Genomic DNA, 18,629 nt, shown 5'->3' on the forward strand with positions numbered 1-18,629 from the left:
ACCTGATCGGCGGCGGCAACCGTGTCTAGGGAGCAGAGATGCCGCCGGGGCATGGCCGGTGGGGAGCGTGCGAACCAACGGTTCGCACCCACCAGAGGGAGAGGTTCGCACCCACGGGTTCAGGCGGCGGCGGCGCGGCTGTGGTCGAACTGGCCGTGGCGCAGGAAATGCGCGGTCTGCCGCGCGGCGTCGGGCGATACCACCAGGCCGCTGTGGCTGGTGCGCACCACGCAGTGGTCGGCCAGGCCCGGCAGGCGGGTCTCGGCCAGGGCCACGGTGCCGTCGGATACGTCATCCAGCGCGCCCAGCAAGCTGCCCAGCCCATGCGGTACCGAACCGGCGATCAGACCGACCTTCGCCCTGCCCTGCCAGTCCGGCAGGCCATCGAGCAGCAGTTCGCTGCTGCGGCCCAGGGCCAGGCCCCAGCCATGTTCGGACAGCGACCGGGCCGTGCCGCTGCCGCGCAGCGGTGATCCCAGGCAGACCACCCGCTGCACATCCAGCTGCGGCTGGCGGCGCAGTGCCTCCAGCGCCAGCAGGCCACCCAGGCTGTGGCCGACCAGCGACAGCGGGCCAGCGTCGGCCAGACGCTCCAGCAGTTGCGGTACGGCCACGTCGGGGCCGCCAAACACCGAGGAATAGCCGAAGGTGTGCACCTGGAAACCCCGCGCGCGCAGGCGCCAGGCCAGTGGCCCGACCCAGGCGCGGGCGTTCCAGATGCCGTGCAGAAGCAGTACGGGGGGAGTCATGCGATGCAGCCTGGCGTTCAGCGGGGCGGGTCGTACGGTGATTGAACAGAATCGACCGGCAAGCGCCGGTGAACAACTCACGCCGGGCGCGGGGCCCGGCGCAGGATGAATTCCAGGTCGTTGGTTTCGCCAACCGGGAACAGGTATTCGCCGGCCTTCTCGAAGCCGTAACGGGCGTAGAAGCGCTGGGCCCCGAAGTTTTCCGACCAGACTCCCAGCCACAGGGTGCGCGGACCCTCCTGCTCGAGCCAGGCCAGTGCGGTTTCCAGCAACCGGCTGCCCCAGCCACAGCTCTGCTGGGTCTTGATGAGGTACAGGCGCTTGAGCTCACCGTCGCCGGGCTTCACGTCCGGGTGCGGCAACCCGCAGGGGCCGGCGGCGGCATGGCCGACCGCCTCCCCGTCCAGCTCCAGCAGCCACACCGCGTAATCGGGGTGGGACAGGATGGTGCGCTGCCGCTCCACCGTGTAGGACGTGTCGAGGAAGTCCTGCAGGTGCTGCGGCGGGTACAGATGGCCGAAGGTCTCGGTGAACGTGCGGGCAGCCAGCGCCGACAGAGTCGGCGCATCGTCCACGGTGGCGCGGCGGATGGAATACATGGGTCGAGTTGACGCCAGGGCGACGGTCGGGGTCAAGCCCGTTCCGGCGACTCGGTTTCGTCCTCTTCCTCGTCCTCTTCCTCGTATTCCTCTTCGTCCTCGTCCTCGCCTTCTTCTTCGTCCTCGTCGAACTCTTCCTCTTCGTCGTCTTCGTAATCCTCGACGCCGAAGTCTTCACCATCCCAGCGGCCTTCGCCGTCGGCGACGAAGGTCAGGGCCATCGCCGCCGGGTTGGTACCGACACGGACCAGCCAACCACCGAAGACACGTGCACGCTCGGTGACCAGGTTGGCCTCGGAGCCTTCATTGCCCAGCTTTTCCCACTCCAGCGAAAACGCAAACTCGGTCATTGCCTGGATCTCCTGATCAGTTGGTCTTGGGGCGAACCTGGATGTGCACTTCGGCCAGCTGCGTGTCGACGATCGGCGACGGCGCATCGGTCATCAGATCCTGCGCACCGGTGGTCTTCGGGAACGGGATGACGTCGCGGATGGACTCGGTGCCGGCCATCAGCGCGGCGATGCGGTCGATGCCGAAGGCGATGCCGCCGTGCGGCGGCGCGCCGTAGTTCAGCGCATCCAGCAGGAAGCCGAACTTGGCACGGGCTTCTTCTGCACCGATGCCCAGCAGCTCGAACACGGCGCTCTGCATGTCGGGGCGGTGGATACGGATCGAGCCGCCGCCGATTTCATTGCCGTTGAGCACCATGTCGTAGCCGCGCGAAACGGCGGTACGGGCGTTGGCGCGCAGGTCGGCGATGTCGTCCACGGCCGGCGCGGTGAAGGGGTGATGCAGGGCGACGTAACGCTGTTCTTCCTCGTCCCACTCGAACATCGGGAAGTCGGTGACCCACAGCGGGGCCCAGCCGTCGGCCACCAGGCCGAAATCCTTGCCGGCCTTCAGGCGCAGGGCGCCCATGAAGTCGGACACCTTGTTGTAGCCGCCGGCACCGAAGAACACGATGTCGCCGTTGCCGGCGCCGACGTGGGCGACCAGGGCCGCGAAGGATGCCTCGCTGAAGAACTTCTGGATCGGCGAGCTGACTTCGCCGTTGTCGGCGATCTTGATGTAGGCCAGGCCCTTGGCACCGTACTTGGCGGCGTGAGCGGCGTATTCGTCGATCTGCTTGCGCGACAGGGTGGCGCCGCCCGGAATGCGCAGCGCGGCCACGCGGCCTTCGGCATCATTGGCCGGGCCGGTGAACACGGCGAACTCGCTGTCCTTGACCAGTTCGGCCACGTCCACCAGTTCCAGCGCGATGCGCAGGTCCGGCTTGTCCGAACCGTAGCGACGCATCGCCTCGGCCCAGGTCATGCGCGGGAAGGTGGCGGCCAGCTCGACGTCGACCACTTCCTTGAAGATGGCGCGGATCATCGACTCGACGAAGTCCTGCACGTCGCGCTCGCGCACGAAGGCGAATTCCATGTCCAGCTGGGTGAATTCCAGCTGGCGGTCGGCACGCAGGGCTTCGTCGCGGAAGCAGCGCGCGATCTGGTAGTAGCGGTCGAAGCCGGCCACCATCAGGATCTGCTTGAACAGCTGCGGGCTCTGCGGCAGGGCGTAGAACTCACCCGGGTGCATGCGCGCGGGCACCAGGAAGTCGCGGGCGCCTTCCGGGGTGGCCTTGGTCAGGATCGGGGTTTCGATGTCCTGGAAGCCGCGCTCATCCAGGTGGCGGCGCAGGGCCTGCACCAGCTTGATGCGGGTGCGCTGCATGCGCTGCATTTCCGGCCGGCGCAGGTCCAGGTAGCGGTACTTCAGGCGGGTGTCTTCGCCCGGGTTCTCGTGCGCATGGAACGGCAGCGGGGCGGCCTTGTTCAGCACGGTGATGGCAGTGGCGATCACTTCCACCTTGCCGGTGGTGATCTTGTCGTTCACCGCGTGGCGGGCGCGCACCACGCCTTCGACCTGCAGCACGTCCTCATAGCCCAGCGAAGCGGCCACGGCGAACACTTCGGCGTTGTCGACCTCGACGGTCACCTGCACGATGCCTTCATGATCGCGCAGATCGATGAAGCAGACGCCGCCCTGGTTACGGGCCACGTCGGTCCAGCCGGCGAGGGTGACAGTCTGGCCAATCAGGGTCTCATTGACCAGGCCGCAGAAGTGGGTACGCATGGGGGGAAAGCTCCGCTGGAGAACGCCGGCGCCCGACGGGGGCCGGAAAGCCTCGTATTCTGCGGCCGAGGCCCCGGCCGGGGCAAATCCGGACAGTCACACGGGCTTTATCCGCCCGGTCCTTATAGTCGCGCACCACACACCGTATAGGGATTCGCCATGAAACCGCTGTCCCTGGCCAGTCTGGCCCTGACCTTGTCCGTGGGCGCCCTTGCCGGGCTGACCCTCCCCGCCGCCCCTGCCGCTGCGCAGAACGGCGTCGTCCGCTGCGAAAGCCAGAACAACCGCGAGCGGGTCTGCAACACCGGCTGGCGCAATGCGCAGATGGTGCGCCAGCTGTCCGGCTCCTCCTGCGTGGAGGGCCGTACCTGGGGCAGCCGCAACGGCAGCATCTGGGTCACCAATGGCTGCCGCGCCGAGTTCGTCGAGGGCCGTGGCGGCTGGGGCGGCGGCAATGGCGGCAACTGGGGCGGCAGCGGCGGCACGATCCGCTGCGAGAGCCAGGACAACCGCGAACGCACCTGCCCCACCAACTGGCGCGGCGCCACCCTGGTCCGGCAGATTTCCGGCTCGGCCTGCGTGGAGGGCCAGACCTGGGGCGTGCGCAACGGCGCGATCTGGGTCAACCGCGGCTGCCGCGGCGAGTTCGCCGAGTCGCGCGGGGGCTGGGGTGGTGGCCACGGCGGCGGCTGGGGCGGCGGCAACAGCAACTATTCCATCACCTGCAGCAGCAACGACAACCGCACCCAGAACTGTGACTGGGATGAGCGCCAGGGCCGCCCGGTGCTGCAGCAGCAGCTGTCCGGCAGCGCCTGCCAGGAAGGCCGCAGCTGGGGCTATTCGCGCGGCCGGGTGTGGGTGAGCAACGGCTGCCGGGCCCGGTTCGGTACCCGTTGAGGAAAGGGGTCAGAGCCCTGGCCGGCTCTCCGTCTGGGGTCAGAGCCCGCGCCTGCGGCACGGGATCTGACCCCGGGCCTGGGTCAGGGGGCCGGCGGGGCGCTGTCGCCCCACGGCGCCGGCGGCAGCGGCACCGGCTTGCTCAGATCGAACTCCACCCGGAAGCGGCGCCCTTCCGGGCGTGTCAATTCATAGACGAAGCGCTGGTCCGGCTGCACTTCCATCGCCCAGGTATTGTGGGTCGAGGCCAGCATGTCGCCACGCCGGAACATCGCCACCGAATCGCCGTCGGCCGGGAACTGCTGGCGTTCCGCGGTTCCCGGCGGCTTGCTGTCACCGCCGTACAGGGTGATGGCGTCCGGGCTGCCATCGGCGTGACGGTGGTCGTGCTTGAGCTTCAGGCCGTTTTCGGTGCGGGTGAGTATCCAGGTCCGCGAATGGTCATTGCCGACATGGAACGGGATGCGCAGCTCATGCCCCGGGTCGGCGCAACCGCGCACGTGCATCACCAGGCGCTGGCCAGCGAAGGGATCCTGGCCGGTCGGCGCCGGCGTGTCCTCCACCACCTTGCCGGCGTAGGCCTGGCCGCAGTGGGCGGCAATGGCGGCCATGAAGGCATCGGCCGGGGCCGTGGACAGATCGTGGTTGATGGCAGGTGGCTGCTGCGAACAGGCGGCCAGGCTGCACAGTGCGGCAATGGAAAGCAGAGGGGCACGTACATTCATGCCCCAACCCTAACGGCCATGGGCGGTGGGCGCAAACCGCAGCGCCCCACCCTGCACGCCGCGAGCGGCTAGCGGTGCAGCCACAACCGGCAGCCGCCGATCTCCTGCGCCGGCACGCCCTGCGCGTAGCGCTGCACGATCGCCGCCTGCCACTGCGCGCGCTCGGGCGAGGTGCCGACGTTGTTGGGGCATTCGACCAGGGCCGCCAGCGGCAGGCCGCCGAGCGCATCGTCGGTGTGCGCCAACGCCGCCAGTGCCGTATCTGCAGCCCAATCGGGAATCATCACGGCACGACGGCCGGAACGGTAGGGCAACTCGGAGGACCAGTCGTCACCGAAGGCCACCACCACGCCCTGCTCCGGCGTGCCGGCGCGGATGAGCGCAGCGATCTGCGAGATGCGGGTCGGCTCGCGCGCTTCCTTCATGTCCTTCAACGACTTCACCAGCCCGAAGCCTGCGGACAACAGGCACAGGAACACGGCCAGTGCGATGGCCCGACGTGGCGTGCCGGCCGCCTCCCCGCGCTCGACCAGCCACCACAGCACCAGGCCGACGATGGAGGTGCCCAGTACCAGCTGCGCGACCTGGTAGTACGGGTGCACCAGCTGCAGGTTGGTGAATACCGCCATCGGCAGCAGGTAGCCGAGCAGCAGCACCAGCACCGGGACGCGGATGCGCCGGATCGACAGGCCGGCAGCGATGAACAGGACGAACACCCAGTTCGACCCGACCGGCGCGGAGAAGCGCTTCTTGAAGAGCGCGCTCCATGTGGCCGGATCCAGGCGCTGCTGCAGGCTGCCGTAATTGAACGCGCCCAGGTTTGCGGACGTCACCTGTGCACCCAGCACCGACTGTGCCTTCAGCGCATCCGCGTGCTGCAGCCACCACAGGATGGCGGCCAAGGCAGCGAACGCAGCCAGTGCGCCCCACCCCAGCAGCGTCCAGTGCGCGGCCAGCCACCGTGGGCGCCAGCCATGCTCGCGCAGCACCACCCAGGCCACGGTCAGCAGGGTGAAGGCCGCGAAGCCGAAGAACGTGGTGATCTTGACCAGCGCACCGAGAACCGCGGCGATGATGGCTACTGCGCCCACCCAGGCGCGCGGCTGCCGATACAGGCGCGCCATCGACCAGACAAACAACAGGCCGAAGAACACTGCGGTGGATTCCATCATCACCGAACGGCCCCAGAACTGGGCCGACGGCGAAACCGCGAACGCTCCCGCAACGCACAGGGCCAGCACCCGATCGCGGCGTACTTCCCAGCAGATGCGGTGTACCAGCCAGATGCACCCCAGGTGGAACAGGGTCGAGAGCAGGCGACCGCTGTTGTCGGCACTCAAGCCGGTGGCCTTGGCCAGCATCGCGGCCAGCCACTGGAACAACGGGAACTCGAAGGGTATCGACCACGGCGCACCCAGCACCGGCGTCAGGTAGGCCAGGAAGGGGCCCCCACGCATCATCCAGTCGATGCTCAGTGCGGTCTGGGTCTGCCGGAATCCGGAGGCCTCGATGGGGGGCATCGACCAGCTGCAGGCCAGCATCACGAGGAGGGCCACGATCGAATACGCCAGCAGAATCCTGGCGGGCAACAGACGGCGGGCTGGGCTGGCTTCCTGCATCAGACGCGTGACTCCCGGGACGGGCCACCCAGCACCGGGCGGCCTCAAGGGGGCGCAGTGTCAGCGTTGCGGGCGCGAAGCGCAATATTCCCCATGCGGTGCCTGATCACTGCCGCGGCGGCACGGCCTGGTCCGGCAGCGTCGCAGGCACGACTTCGGTCGCGGCGACCGGGGCTGAGGCGCCCTCGCCGGGCGGCTCCTGCTCGATCGGATCGACATCGAACGGCGTGCGGAACACCAGCGAAGGCAGCAGCGTGGTCAACGCTGCATACAACAGCAGCGCACCGAACAGCACCGCCGGAATCTGGAAGCGCTCCCGCATGATCGCCGCCAGCACCAGGGTGAAGATCAACGTGGGGGCCAGCGCCACGGAAACCCGCAGGCTGCTGCGGAAGCTCTCGCCGAACATCACCCGGCGCTGCAGCCAGACCACACCGATGCGCAGCGGCAGCACCACCAGGGTGATGACGATGCCCAGCCCCAGCGCCTCGAAGCTCAGCGCTTCGCTGGGCACCTTGGTGCCGGCGTTGAAGAAGTAGAACGGCACGAAGAAGGACGCGAACAACCGCAGCGCGTGCAGGTTCTCATGCGACGCCAGCAAGGGCATGCGCTGGTGCAGCAGGCGCGCCACCAGGCCGGCGATGAACGCGCCGACGAGGTAGTACACGCCCAGCAGATAGGTGATGTACGCGGCGACCATGCCGACCATCACCAGCAGCGAAAACTCCGAGCCCGGCGCGTGCGGCGCCACCCAGCGCCCCAGCGCGATGAACAGCAGCGGCAGGCCGATCAGCATCGCCAGCAGCGCGCCGCTGGACAGTGCCATGTGCCAGGGATCGCCCGCCTGCAGCACCACGAACAGCGCCGCCAGCGCCAGCAGTTCGCCGGCAATGGCCTTGCTGGTGACCCAGAAGCGCTCGTCGTCGCTCAGGCCAAGCCGCGACAGCGAATCCATGATGAAGCCTGTGGAGGGTGTCAGCAGCGCCAGTGCCAGCAGGCCGGCGGCCTGCCATGGCAGGTCTGCATAGCGCCAGGCCACCCAGCCCACGCCGAACAGCGTTGCACTGCGGATGACCAGATGCGCCAGCAGTGGCCACAGCCCGCGCCGCAGCGCAGCCAGATCCACTTCCAGCCCGGCGAACAGGAACAGCGAGGAGATGCCCAGCGTGGCCAGCAGGCCGATCACCGCATCGTGCGAACGTTCGCCCAGCCACAGCATGGCGATGATGCCGAACAGCAGGCAGGTCAGCGGCGCCGGCAGGCTGAAGCGCTGCAGCGCGCGCGGAATGACCAGCAGCGCGAAAATCAGCAGCAGGTAGATCAGTTCATGGCTCATCGTGACTTCCGTGTGGAACGAACGCGCGCAGCATGCGCGAGCACCTGCGCCGCTGCAAATCGAACGGGTCTGAAATACGGGTGTGTTAGGGTGGGACAGGTGTTTTCTCCACGTCTTCCATCGAGGCCGCACCCATGTGGCGGCTGACGGCGCTGTTGCTGGGGGTTGCGCTGCTGCTGACCGGCAGCGGGCTGCTGGGCACCCTGCTGGCCGTGCGCGGCGGGCAGGAAGGCTTCAGTGCCGGCACCCTGGGCTGGGTGATGTCGGCCTACTTCGCCGGCTATTTCATCGGCACCTTCACCGCCCCGCCGTTGATCCGCCGCATCGGCCACAGCCGTGCATTCGCCTTCCACGCGGCGCTGGCGACCATGGCCGTGCTGCTGCACCCGTTGTGGATCAGCCCTGCCGGCTGGATGCTGCTGCGCGTGGTGACCGGCGTGGCGCTGGTCGGCCTGTACACCGTGATCGAGAGCTGGCTGAACGCCGAACCTGATCCACAGCGGCGCAGCCGGGTGTTCTCGGTGTACATGATGGTGAATCTGTCGGCGCTGGCGCTGGGCCAGGTACTGCTGCTGGCCGGCGATGCCGGAGCGGCGACGATGTTCTCGTTCACCGCGCTGCTGGTGTGCGCGGCGATGCTGCCGGTCACTGCCACCCGCCTGCAGCAACCGGAGGTGCCCAGCGTGCCGCGGCTGAAGCTGGCACGCCTGTACGCCCTGGCGCCGGTTGCCACGGTGGCCGCTGGCCTGTCCGGGCTGGCGATGGGGCCGTTCTGGGGTCTGCTGCCGGTCTACGCCGAACAGATCGGCCTGCGCGGCACGCAGGTGCCGTTGTTCATGCTGGCAGCCATCGCCGGCGGTGCGCTGCTGCAATGGCCGCTGGGCCGCATCAGCGACGGCCATGATCGCCGCCTGGGCCTGCTGTGCCTGAGCCTGGTGGCTGCCGCCGTGGCCGCACTGGCCGCGTTGCCGCCGCTTGTGCAGCAGGTACACCTGATATTCGTACTGGTGTTCTGCTACGGCGGCCTCGCCTTTGCGCTCTACCCGTTCGCCGTCGCGCACATGCTGGACTACCTGCCCACGCCCGACCTGCTGTCAGGCTGCAGCAGCCTGCTGCTGGTGCACGGCATCGGCGCGGCCATCGGCCCAGCGCTGGCCGGCGTGCTGATGCAGCGCTACGGCGCGCCGGCCCTGCCGCTGTATTTCACTGCGGTGCTCACCGCCCTGGCCGCCTTCACCGCCCTGCGCCTGCTGCGCCACGCGCGGCTGCGCACGCATCCCGCACCGTTCCGGCCGATGCTGCGGACCACGCCTGCGGCGCTGGAACTGATGCCGGAAACCGAATCTCCCCCCGTATCCACGAAGGAAGTGCATTGACTGTCGAGTCCCCGACCCTGATTCCGAACCCCGTTCTTTCCGACACCGCGGCCGCTGGGCCGCAGCTGATCCTGGCCACCGACCTGGACGGCACCTTCCTGGCCGGCAGCGCCGCCCAGCGCCACCGCCTGTACCGGCTGGTGGACCAGCACCCGGGCATCGCGCTGGTGTTCATCACCGGGCGCGGCTTGGAAGCGGTGATGCCACTGCTCTCCGACCCGGCCATTCCGCGGCCCGATTACATCGTCTGCGATGTGGGCGCCACCGTGGTCCACGGCCATACCCTGCAACCCTTGCAACCCCTGCAGTCGATGATCGACGCGCACTGGCCGGGCGAACAGGTGGTGGCCGAAGCGATGCGGCCGTTCACCGCGCTGCAGCGCCAGGATGTTCCGCAGGAGCGGCGCTGCTCCTACTTCTGCGATCCGGCCACGCTGGCGCCGCTGCGCGAGCAGATCCAGCAGACCGCGCACGCGCTGGGCTGCGACGTGCTGTATTCGGCTGATCGCTACCTGGACATCCTGCCGCCGGATACCGACAAGGGCCGCACCCTGGCCGCACTGGCGCGCCTGCTGGAACTGCCGCGCGAGCGCATCCTGGTGGCCGGCGATACCTTGAACGACCTGTCCATGTACCAGGCCGGCTTCCGCGGTGTGTGCGTGGGTGAATCAGAACCGGCACTGACGGCGGCCACCGCCGACCTGGCCCACACCTACCATGCCCGCGAGCCGGGCTGCGGCGGCATCCTGGAAGCCATCGAGCACTTCGGCCTGCTGGCCGCCGATGATCCCTTCCTGCACGCACCTGCGGCTGCCCGCGCACAGGGCGCCGAACTGGTGATGGTGTACCACCGCCTGCCGTTTGATGAAGCCATCGAAAACGGCACGCTGGTGCAGCGGCCGCCACGCTCGCCCAACGGCATCATTCCGTCGCTGCTGAGCTTCTTCGAGGGCGGCCAGCGCGGCAGCTGGGTGGCCTGGGGCATCGACGATCCCAAGCACCGCCCGTTCCAGCGCCATGTGCAGGTGGATGCGGAACGCTACCCGACCCTGCGTGCCACCCGGGTGCCGCTCAGCCGCCAGGATGTGGACATCTTCTACAAGCGGTTTTCCAAGGAAGCGTTCTGGCCCATGCTGCACGTGTTCTGGGAACGCGCGCGGTTCCGCGAAGACGACTGGCAGGTCTTCCTGAAGGTGAACCGCCGGTTCGCCGAGGCGGTGGCCGACGAAGCGGCGCACGGCGCCACCGTGTGGATCCACGACTACAACCTGTGGATGGTGCCGGCCGCGCTGCGCGAACTGCGCCCGGACCTGAAGATCGCCTTCTTCCACCACACCTACTTCCCCTCGGCCGATGTGTTCAACGTGGTGCCGTGGCGGCGCGAGATCATCGGCAGCCTGCTGTGCTGCGATTACATCGGCTTCCATATTCCGCGCCAGGTGGAGAACTTCGTGGACGTGGTGCGCGGCGCCATGCCCGCCGAGCGCCTGGCCTGGGAAAGCTGTGCGCCACGCTTCCTGACCTACGGCTGCGCGGTTGGCCTGGACACCATGACCACCCGCCTGCGGGTGGGCGACCGCGACGTGGCGCTGGGTGCGCACCCGGTCGGCACCGACGTGCGCCGCATCCGCACGCTGCTGGCGCGCGCCGAGGTACGCAATGATCTGTTCAAGCTGCGCCGTGAGATCGGCGCGCGCAAGCTGGTGCTGTCGGTGGAACGACTGGACTACACCAAAGGCACCCTGGCCAAGCTGGAGGCCTTCGAGCGTGTGCTGGAACAGCACCCCGAACAGTGCGGCAAGGTCACCCTGCTGATGGTCTGCGTGCCCGCCGCGCGCGAGATGACCGTGTACCGCACGCTGCAGAACCAGATCGAACAGGCGGTAGGCCGCATCAATGGCCGCTTCTCGCGGCTGGACTGGACCCCGGTGCGGTTCTTCGCCCAGGCCCTGCCATTCGAGCAGGTGGTGGCGCACTACGCGGCCGCGCAGGTGATGTGGATCACGCCGCTGCGCGATGGGCTGAACCTGGTGGCCAAGGAATTCATTGCCACCCAGGGCATCGAAGGCACGCCTGGCGTGCTGGTACTGAGCGAGTTCGCGGGTGCGGCGGCAGAGTTGAAGGGCGCCGTGCTGACCAACCCGCACGACCCTGCCGATCTGGCCGCCGGCCTGTTGCAGGCTTTGTCGATGCCCGAGGAGGAAGCCAGCGCGCGGCTGCGCCAGTTGCAGGGCATCGTGGAGTACTACGACGTGGATCGCTGGGGCCGTGATTTCCTGGCGGCCGTGGAAGGCAGCAGCACACCGGCCAGCTGACGCAGCGGGGTCGGATCCGTTTCCAAGGGAAGCGGTTCCGACCCCACGCCTCCGCCCTGCGCCTCAGCCGATCAGTGCATCGGCCAGCGCGCCGACACGCGCCAGCACCGCAGCACGCTGCTCCTCGTCCACGCTGGCCCCCTGCAGATAGGCGGTGATGACCCACGGCGTATCGCCCGCTCGCGGCCACAGCACGGCGATGTCATTGCGCGTGTCCTCACCGTTGCTGCCGGTCTTGTCGCCCACGCGCCAGCGCGGACCCAGGCCTGCGCGCAGGCAGGCATCGCCGGTCTGGTTGTCGACCAGCCAATCGGCGAACTGCAGCCGCGATGCCTGCAGAAGACCATCGCCCACCGCGAACCGGGCGAGACTGGCCGCCATCGCCGCCGGGCTGGTGGTGTCGCGCGCGTCACCCTTCGCGAACCGGTTCATGTCCGGCTCGTAGCGATCATTGCGGGTGACCGTATCGCCCTGCGCACGCAGGAAGGCGGTCAGCGCCGCCGGGCCGCCGTTCACCCCCAGCAGCAGGTTGGCAGCGGTGTTGTCGCTGGTGGTCAGCGTGCCCCGGCACAGGTCGCGCACGCTCAGATCCTTGCCGACGTGGCGGCGGGCCACCGGGGCGTAGGACAACAGATCCCGTTCGGTGATCGGCACGCGGGTGTCCAGCGAAAGGCGACCGGCGTCGGCCAGGCTCAGGATGTGGGCCACCAGCATCGACTTGAACGTACTGCACATCGGGAAGCGCTCGTCCTGGCGGTGCCCGGCGAGGCGGCGGCCGCTGCCGGTGTCCAGCACGGTCACGCCCAGGCGGCCGCCACTGGCCTTTTCCAGCGCGGCGAAATCCACCGCACCGGCAATGGCGGCAGGCGTGGCCCGGCTGGCGGAAGCAGGCGCGGCGGCCCGCGCCACGGCGGGCGCAAGCAGGGAGGATGCAACGGCGGCACCACTGAGCTGGAGGAATCGACGGCGGGCGTGCATGGGCGGGCTCCGGGAAAGGAATCCGGATTATTGAAAGCGCAGCGGGCAGGCAACCAACGCGAATTTTCAGGGTCAGGCATGAGGATAATTAATGCCTGTCGCATTCAACCCGTTCTTTGACGGCTTCACCGGGTAACAGGCTACGATGCACCCATCAGCCTGCCTCACACCTCCCGATGCTGCATCCCACTCTGCCGCTCAACGCCCTGCGTGCCTTCGAGGCCGCTGCCCGGCACCAGAACTTCACCCGCGCTGCGCTGGAGCTGTGCGTCAGCCAGGCCGCGCTCAGCCACCAGATCCGCGGGCTGGAAGACCGGCTGGGCATCCGCCTGTTCCACCGCCTGCCGCGTGGCGTGGCACTCACCGACGAGGGCGCCGCACTGTTCCCGGTGCTGCATGAATCCTTCGAGCGCATCTCGGCCAGCATCGCCCGCTACACCGGCGGGCCGGCGCGGGAAGTACTGACGCTGGGCGTAGTGGGGACGTTTGCAACCGGCTGGCTGCTGCCGCGCCTGGCGGCGTTCGAGGCCGCGCACCCGGATATCGAACTGCGCCTGCAGACCCACAACAACCGCATTGATCTGGCGGGCGAAGGGTTGGACCTGGCGATCCGCTTCGGCGATGGCGACTGGCAGGGCCAGGCCTGCACGGCGATCCTCGATGCGCCCTTCGCGCCGCTGTGCGCCCCCGCCCTGGCACGGCGCCTGAAGCAGCCGCGTGACCTGGGCACCGTGCCGCTGCTGCGGTCCTACCGCAGCGACGAATGGCCGCGCTGGCTGCAGGCAGCCGGGGTGAGCGGCGTGGAGGCGCGCGGGCCGGTGTTCGATTCGTCGTTGACCGTCGCGATGGCCGCGGCCGGCGGTGCGGGCGTGGCCCTGCTGCCGTTGCGCATGTTCGAGCAGGAACTGGCCGAAGGCCGCCTGCTGCAGCCCTTCGCAACCACGCTGGACCTGGGCCGCTATTGGCTCACCCGGCTGCGCTCACGCGCCGAGCGAGAGCCCGCCCGGCGCTTCCGCGAATGGCTGCAGGCGCAGGGATGACGTGCGTGGTAGAGCCGGCCGCTGGCCGGCTGCCATTGATCCTCGCGAGCGAATTCGTTGCCGGCCAGCGGCCGGCACTACCCGTTACCCTTCCAGCAGTTCCATCCACGCCGCTTCGGCTTTTTCCAGCTGCGCGGCGGTGGTTTCGCGGTCGCGGCCCAGCACCGCCATGCGGGTGGCGTCGGCGTAGTTGGCAGGGTCGGCCAGCTGGCGGTCCAGTTCGGCCAGGCTGCTCTCCAGTTCGGCCACCTTGGTTTCGGCGGCGGCCAGCTTGTGCGGATTGGCAGGCTTCTTCTGCACGACCTGCGCCACCGGAGCGGTCTTGACCACCACCGGCTCTTCCACCTGTTCCATGCGCGCCTTGGTGCCCTGCGCCTGCGGGCGGGTGCGCAGCCAGGCGGCGTAGGCATCCAGGTCGCCGTCGAACGGTTCGACCACGCCATCAGCCACGCGCCAGTACGTATCGCAGACCAGGCCGATGAGGTGCCGGTCGTGCGAGACCATCACGATGGCGCCTTCAAAGGTTGCCAGCGCTTCGGCCAGCGCTTCGCGCATTTCCAGGTCAAGGTGGTTGGTCGGTTCGTCCAGCAACAGCACGTTCGGCTGCTGCCAGGCGATCAGCGCCAGCGCCAGGCGGGCGCGTTCGCCACCGGAGAAGCCATCGACCGGCTCGAACGCGCGGTCACCGGGGAAGTTCCACTTGCCGAGGAAATCGCGGAACGACTGGTTCGGCGCATCCGGGGCGATCTCGCGGAAATGCTCCATCGGCGACTGCCCTTCATGCAGCGATTCCACCGTGTGCTGGGCGAAGTAGCCGATCTTCAGGTCCGGGTGCGCCGAACGCTCGCCGGCAACCGGCTTCAGCTCGCCCACCAGCGTCTTCACCAGGGTGGTCTTGCCGGCGCCGTTGGGGCCGAGCAGGCCGATACGCTGGCCGGCCTCCAGGCCGAAGCCCACGTTGTTGAGGATGACCGCGTCCTTGCCGTAACCGGCCTCGACATGGTTCAGGCGGATCAGCGAGAACGGCAGCTTGGCCGGCGGCGCGAACTCGATGCGGAACTCGCGCTCGGCGCGTACCGCTTCGGTACCGGCCAGCTTGGCCAGGCGCTTCATGCGGCTCTGTGCCTGTGCGGCCTTGCTGGCCTGGGCCTTGAAGCGGTCGATGAAGCTCTGCAGGTGGGCGCGCTCGGCCTGCTCCTTTTCGTGCGCGATCTGCTGCTGGCGCAGCTGTTCGGCGCGCTGACGCTCGAAATCGGTGTAACCGCCCGGGTAGAGCTTGGCGCCACCACCATGCAGGTGCAGGGTGTGAGTGGCCACGTTGTCGAGGAACTCGCGGTCATGCGAGATCAGCAGCAGGGTGCCGGGGTACTTCAGCAGCCACTGTTCCAGCCAGTACACCGCGTCCAGATCGAGGTGGTTGGTCGGTTCGTCCAGCAGCAGCAGATCGCTGGGCATCATCAGCGCGCGGGCCAGGTTCAGGCGCACGCGCCAGCCGCCGGAGAACGAGGACACCGCGCGGTGGTGGGTCTCGGCCGGGAAGCCCAGGCCATGCAGCAGCTTGCCGGCGCGCGCTTCGGCGTCATAGGCATTCAGTTCGGCCATGCGCGTATGCGCCTCGGCCACGGCTTCCCAGTCCTCGCGGGCGGTAGCGTCGGCCTCGGCGGCCAGTACAGCGGCCACCTCGGTATCGCCACCCAGCACGAAGCTCAGCGCCGGGTCGGGCAGCGACGGGGTTTCCTGGGCAACGCTGGCGATGCGCACTTTGCCGGGCAGGTCGACGTCGCCCTTGTCCGCCTCCAGCTCGCCCTTCACCGCCGCGAACAGGCTGGACTTGCCAGCGCCGTTGCGGCCGACCACACCCACCCGGTAACCGGCGTGCAGCGTCAGGTCGACATTGGACAACAGCAGCCGCTCGCCGCGGCGCAAGGCGAAATTACGAAGCGAAATCATGGGGGAAGGCGTCCATATAACCGAATGGAATGTGCTGGTGAGCACTGTTCCTGCGACGCAATTCTAGCGTTAACGAATACTTGACGCGCCCCGGGAAGCGACGCGGTCGCTCCACATCTCTCCCTCGTCGAGTCCGCGCGCCTCCCGGGCCCCTCCCCCGCCAATGCCCGCCACGGCTAAATGATTGCTTTTGCAACGTTTTTTTACATGACGCGCATTTGACAGCTGCTTAAATTCCCGTTAATTGCTGTATTGCGCACCGCAACAACCGTCGTCCGCCTCACCCCCGTGATGTCGATTCCGGTGCCAGATCCCGCCAACCGGAGCCCCACCCCGATGAACCGCAAGACCAGCCTGATCGCCGCCGCCATCGCTGTCGCACTCGGTGGCGCTTCGTTCGCCGCCGCCGCCCAGCAGACCGGCAGCGCCGCCAACACCCTCGATACGGTGATCGTCACCGGTACCCGCGTGGCCGACCGTACGGTCGCCGAGTCGCAGTCGCCGATCGACATCATCACCCCGGAAATCCTGCAGTCCACCGGTACCAGCGAACTGGCCACTGCGCTGTCGCGCGCCCTGCCGTCGCTGAACTTCCCGCGCCCGGCCCTGACCGACGGCACCAGCGGCGTGCGCCCGGCGCAGCTGCGCGGCCTGTCGCCGGACCAGGTGCTGGTGCTGGTGAACGGCAAGCGCCGCCACACCTCGGCGATGATCAACGTCAATGGCAGCATCGGCCGCGGCTCTTCGGCGGTGGACATCAACGCCATTCCCATTGCCGCCATCGAACGCGTGGAAGTGCTGCGCGACGGCGCCTCGGCGCAGTACGGTTCGGACGCCATTGCCGGCGTCATCAACATCGTGCTCAAGGGCAGTGGCAGTGGCGGCAGCCTGGCCGTGGACTATGGCCAGTACTCGGCCGGTGACGGCAACAAGTACCAGCTCTCCGGCGATACCGGCGTGGAATTCGCCAATGGCCGCGGCCGCGTGCACGTGGCCGGGCAGATCAGCCAGCAGGATGAGAGCAACCGTGCCGGCCCGTACCGCGGCACCACGCCGAATACCGGCAACTACCCCGGCATTGGCGAGACCACCTTCATCGTCGGCGATCCGCGCGTGGATGCCACCGCCGCCTCGCTCAACGGCAGCTTCGATTTCAGCGACCACGTGACCGGCTACGCCAGCGCGCTGCTCAGCAACCGCGACATCACCTCGTTCGCCTTCTACCGCTCGCCAAACCACAGCGGGCAGACCGCGCTGCTGGCACAGATCTACCCGGACGGCTACGTGCCGGAGATCAACCAGTATTCCAAGGACCGCTCGCTGGTGGCTGGCGTGAAGGGCAACACCGACAGCGGCTGGACCTGGGACCTGAGCCTGAACCACGGCGAGAACACCCTGGATTTCCACACCCGCAACAGCATCAACTACAGCCTGGGCGCCACCAGCCCGCGTTCATTCTACGACGGCACGCTGAAGTACCAGCAGGACATCTTCAACGCCGATGTGACCAAGTCGCTGGACTGGGGCCTGGCCTACCCGGTCACCCTGTCCTTCGGTGGTGAGTACCGCAAGGAGAAGTGGGACCAGAATCCGGGCGAACTGAATTCCTACACCGGCACCGGTGCGCAGGGCTTCGCCGGCTTCACCCCCACCAATGAAGTGCACGCCGACCGCCACAACTACGCGGTCTATGCCGGCCTGGAAGCCGACCTGACCGAGAAATTCTCTGCCGGCGTGACCGGCCGCTACGAGGATTACTCGGACTTCGGTGACCGCTTCTCCGGCAAGCTGTCGGCGCGCTATGCCTTCACCGACAAGGTCGCGCTGCGTGCCACCGCCTCCAGCGGTTTCCGCGCCCCGTCGCTGGCCCAGCAGGGCTACCAGGCAGTGACCAGCCAGTTCCTCAACGGCGTGTTCGTCGAGCGCGGCACCTTCCCCACCACCAGCGCCGCCGCGCAGGCGCTGGGCGCTTCGCCGCTGAAGGCTGAAACCTCCACGTCCTACAGCCTGGGCCTGGTGCTGCAGCCGGTGGACCGCCTGTACGTCACCGTCGATGCCTACCAGATCGACATCGACAACCGCATCGCGCTGTCCTCCAGCATCACCACCAACGCCGCCACCAGCGCCCTGCTGGGCACCCTGGGCCTGCCGCAGGTCACCGCGTTCTCGTACTTCACCAACGGCCTGGATACCCGCACCCGCGGTGTCGACTTCGTGTCCAGCTACACCGTGCCGTTCGCCGCCAGCAGCCTGGAACTGACTGCGGCCTACAGCTACAACGACACCAAGGTGCAGCGCGTGGGCGGCACGCCGGCCGTGTTCAGCACGCTGGGCCTGACCCAGTCGCTGATCGGCCGTGATGAGATCGGCCGCATCGAAGACAGCTACCCGCGCGACAAGACCGTGCTGAGCGGCACCTGGCGTTCGGACCACTGGGAACTGGGCCTGGCCGCGACCCGCTACGGCGAATTCACCGTGCGCAACTCGGCCACCGCCCTGCGCGACCAGACCTACGGCGACAAGTGGGTGCTGGACGCATCGGTGAGCTACAAGCCGAGCAGCAACTGGACCCTCACCGTGGGCGCCGACAACCTGCTGGACGAGTACCCGGACCGCACCGCGGACCTGCAGAACTCGACCTTCGGCATGCTGCCCTACAGCAACTACTCGCCGTTCGGCTTCAATGGCGCGTATGTCTACGGCCGCATCAAGTACAACTGGTAAGCGGTAACGGGCACCTCGCTGGTAGTGCCGGCCGCTGGCCGGCAGACCCTTGCCGCATCTGGAGGAAAGCCCCTTCTTGTTGAAGGGGCGCGCCGAAGGCGGGGGTAGAGGAGAAATGCGTGGGCAAACCCGCCGGCCGCGGCACGTGGCCGGCGGGTTTGCCGTATCTGGCCTCATCGGTGAAAATCGGAGCATCCCCCCGA

General features: G+C 68.1%; 14 protein-coding genes. 5 read left to right on the plus strand and 9 right to left on the minus strand.

What is annotated here, in order from left to right; all coding sequences use genetic code 11:
- Positions 1–119: 119 nt before the first annotated feature.
- The 4 genes from C1924_RS15370 to aspS form a co-directional block, all read right to left on the minus strand.
- Complete coding sequence (locus tag C1924_RS15370) at positions 120–749, minus strand: cobalamin adenosyltransferase (RefSeq protein ID WP_108766076.1); 630 nt, start codon at positions 747–749, stop codon at positions 120–122.
- Positions 750–826: 77 nt separating this feature from the next.
- A complete protein-coding gene (locus C1924_RS15375) occupies positions 827–1,348 on the minus strand; it encodes a GNAT family N-acetyltransferase (RefSeq protein ID WP_108766077.1) in 522 nt (173 codons plus the stop codon).
- A 32-nt stretch (positions 1,349–1,380) separates the two neighbouring features.
- Entirely contained in the window at positions 1,381–1,698 is a 318-nt protein-coding gene (locus C1924_RS15380; protein ID WP_108766078.1) for a DNA primase, read from the minus strand.
- Positions 1,699–1,714: 16 nt separating this feature from the next.
- On the minus strand, positions 1,715–3,466 hold the full coding sequence (aspS, locus tag C1924_RS15385) for an aspartate--tRNA ligase (RefSeq protein ID WP_108766079.1): 1,752 nt from the start codon (positions 3,464–3,466) through the stop codon (positions 1,715–1,717).
- A gap of 159 nt (positions 3,467–3,625) precedes the next feature.
- On the opposite strand from aspS, the gene C1924_RS15390 reads away from it, so the two are divergent.
- Positions 3,626–4,363, plus strand: a complete 738-nt coding sequence (locus tag C1924_RS15390; RefSeq protein WP_108766080.1) for a DUF3011 domain-containing protein — start codon at positions 3,626–3,628, stop codon at positions 4,361–4,363.
- An 83-nt stretch (positions 4,364–4,446) separates the two neighbouring features.
- Here C1924_RS15390 and C1924_RS15395 read toward each other — a convergent pair whose 3' ends face one another.
- The 3 genes from C1924_RS15395 to C1924_RS15405 all read right to left on the minus strand — a co-directional run bounded on the left by C1924_RS15395 (position 4,447) and on the right by C1924_RS15405 (position 8,043).
- Complete coding sequence (locus C1924_RS15395) at positions 4,447–5,088, minus strand: hypothetical protein (protein ID WP_108766081.1); 642 nt, start codon at positions 5,086–5,088, stop codon at positions 4,447–4,449.
- A 68-nt stretch (positions 5,089–5,156) separates the two neighbouring features.
- Positions 5,157–6,710 (minus strand): glycosyltransferase family 39 protein, encoded by a 1,554-nt coding sequence (locus tag C1924_RS15400; protein WP_108767085.1) that lies wholly within the window; start codon positions 6,708–6,710, stop codon positions 5,157–5,159.
- A gap of 103 nt (positions 6,711–6,813) precedes the next feature.
- Positions 6,814–8,043 carry a cation:proton antiporter gene (locus tag C1924_RS15405; protein WP_108766082.1) on the minus strand — a complete coding sequence of 410 codons (1,230 nt, stop codon included), beginning with the start codon at positions 8,041–8,043 and terminating at the stop codon, positions 6,814–6,816.
- A 134-nt stretch (positions 8,044–8,177) separates the two neighbouring features.
- Between C1924_RS15405 and C1924_RS15410 the strand changes: the two genes are divergently transcribed.
- Both C1924_RS15410 and ggpS read left to right on the plus strand, forming a co-directional pair.
- Complete coding sequence (locus tag C1924_RS15410) at positions 8,178–9,419, plus strand: MFS transporter (RefSeq protein ID WP_108766083.1); 1,242 nt, start codon at positions 8,178–8,180, stop codon at positions 9,417–9,419.
- A gap of 65 nt (positions 9,420–9,484) precedes the next feature.
- Positions 9,485–11,734, plus strand: coding sequence for a glucosylglycerol-phosphate synthase (gene ggpS, locus C1924_RS15415; RefSeq protein WP_108767086.1), 2,250 nt, complete (start codon positions 9,485–9,487; stop codon positions 11,732–11,734).
- A gap of 63 nt (positions 11,735–11,797) precedes the next feature.
- Here the strand turns inward: ggpS and blaL2 are convergent, their stop codons facing one another.
- Positions 11,798–12,712 (minus strand): L2 family extended-spectrum class A beta-lactamase, encoded by a 915-nt coding sequence (gene blaL2, locus C1924_RS15420; protein WP_108766084.1) that lies wholly within the window; start codon positions 12,710–12,712, stop codon positions 11,798–11,800.
- A gap of 176 nt (positions 12,713–12,888) precedes the next feature.
- Between blaL2 and ampR the strand changes: the two genes are divergently transcribed.
- Positions 12,889–13,752 (plus strand): LysR family transcriptional regulator AmpR, encoded by an 864-nt coding sequence (ampR, locus tag C1924_RS15425; protein ID WP_108766085.1) that lies wholly within the window; start codon positions 12,889–12,891, stop codon positions 13,750–13,752.
- Between the two features lie 84 nt (positions 13,753–13,836).
- Here the strand turns inward: ampR and C1924_RS15435 are convergent, their stop codons facing one another.
- Positions 13,837–15,702, minus strand: coding sequence for an ABC-F family ATP-binding cassette domain-containing protein (locus tag C1924_RS15435; RefSeq protein ID WP_108766086.1), 1,866 nt, complete (start codon positions 15,700–15,702; stop codon positions 13,837–13,839).
- A 336-nt stretch (positions 15,703–16,038) separates the two neighbouring features.
- Here C1924_RS15435 and C1924_RS15440 point away from each other — a divergent pair, with 336 nt between their 5' ends.
- Positions 16,039–18,426: a TonB-dependent receptor gene (locus C1924_RS15440; protein WP_108766087.1), complete on the plus strand. Its 2,388-nt coding sequence runs from the start codon at positions 16,039–16,041 to the stop codon at positions 18,424–18,426.
- Positions 18,427–18,629: the final 203 nt, after the last annotated feature.

This window comes from Stenotrophomonas sp. ESTM1D_MKCIP4_1, from assembly GCF_003086895.1.
Classification (GTDB): Bacteria; Pseudomonadota; Gammaproteobacteria; order Xanthomonadales; family Xanthomonadaceae; genus Stenotrophomonas.

Coding starts and splice junctions, on each gene's coding strand:
- aspS (WP_108766079.1), bottom strand. CDS start 3,466: ATGCGTACCCACTTCTGCGGCCTGGTCAATGAGACCCTGATTGGCCAG.
- blaL2 (WP_108766084.1), bottom strand. CDS start 12,712: ATGCACGCCCGCCGTCGATTCCTCCAGCTCAGTGGTGCCGCCGTTGCA.
- C1924_RS15410 (WP_108766083.1), top strand. CDS start 8,178: ATGTGGCGGCTGACGGCGCTGTTGCTGGGGGTTGCGCTGCTGCTGACC.
- C1924_RS15405 (WP_108766082.1), bottom strand. CDS start 8,043: ATGAGCCATGAACTGATCTACCTGCTGCTGATTTTCGCGCTGCTGGTC.
- C1924_RS15375 (WP_108766077.1), bottom strand. CDS start 1,348: ATGTATTCCATCCGCCGCGCCACCGTGGACGATGCGCCGACTCTGTCG.
- C1924_RS15395 (WP_108766081.1), bottom strand. CDS start 5,088: ATGAATGTACGTGCCCCTCTGCTTTCCATTGCCGCACTGTGCAGCCTG.
- C1924_RS15390 (WP_108766080.1), top strand. CDS start 3,626: ATGAAACCGCTGTCCCTGGCCAGTCTGGCCCTGACCTTGTCCGTGGGC.
- C1924_RS15380 (WP_108766078.1), bottom strand. CDS start 1,698: ATGACCGAGTTTGCGTTTTCGCTGGAGTGGGAAAAGCTGGGCAATGAA.
- ampR (WP_108766085.1), top strand. CDS start 12,889: ATGCTGCATCCCACTCTGCCGCTCAACGCCCTGCGTGCCTTCGAGGCC.
- C1924_RS15370 (WP_108766076.1), bottom strand. CDS start 749: ATGACTCCCCCCGTACTGCTTCTGCACGGCATCTGGAACGCCCGCGCC.
- C1924_RS15440 (WP_108766087.1), top strand. CDS start 16,039: ATGAACCGCAAGACCAGCCTGATCGCCGCCGCCATCGCTGTCGCACTC.
- C1924_RS15435 (WP_108766086.1), bottom strand. CDS start 15,702: ATGATTTCGCTTCGTAATTTCGCCTTGCGCCGCGGCGAGCGGCTGCTG.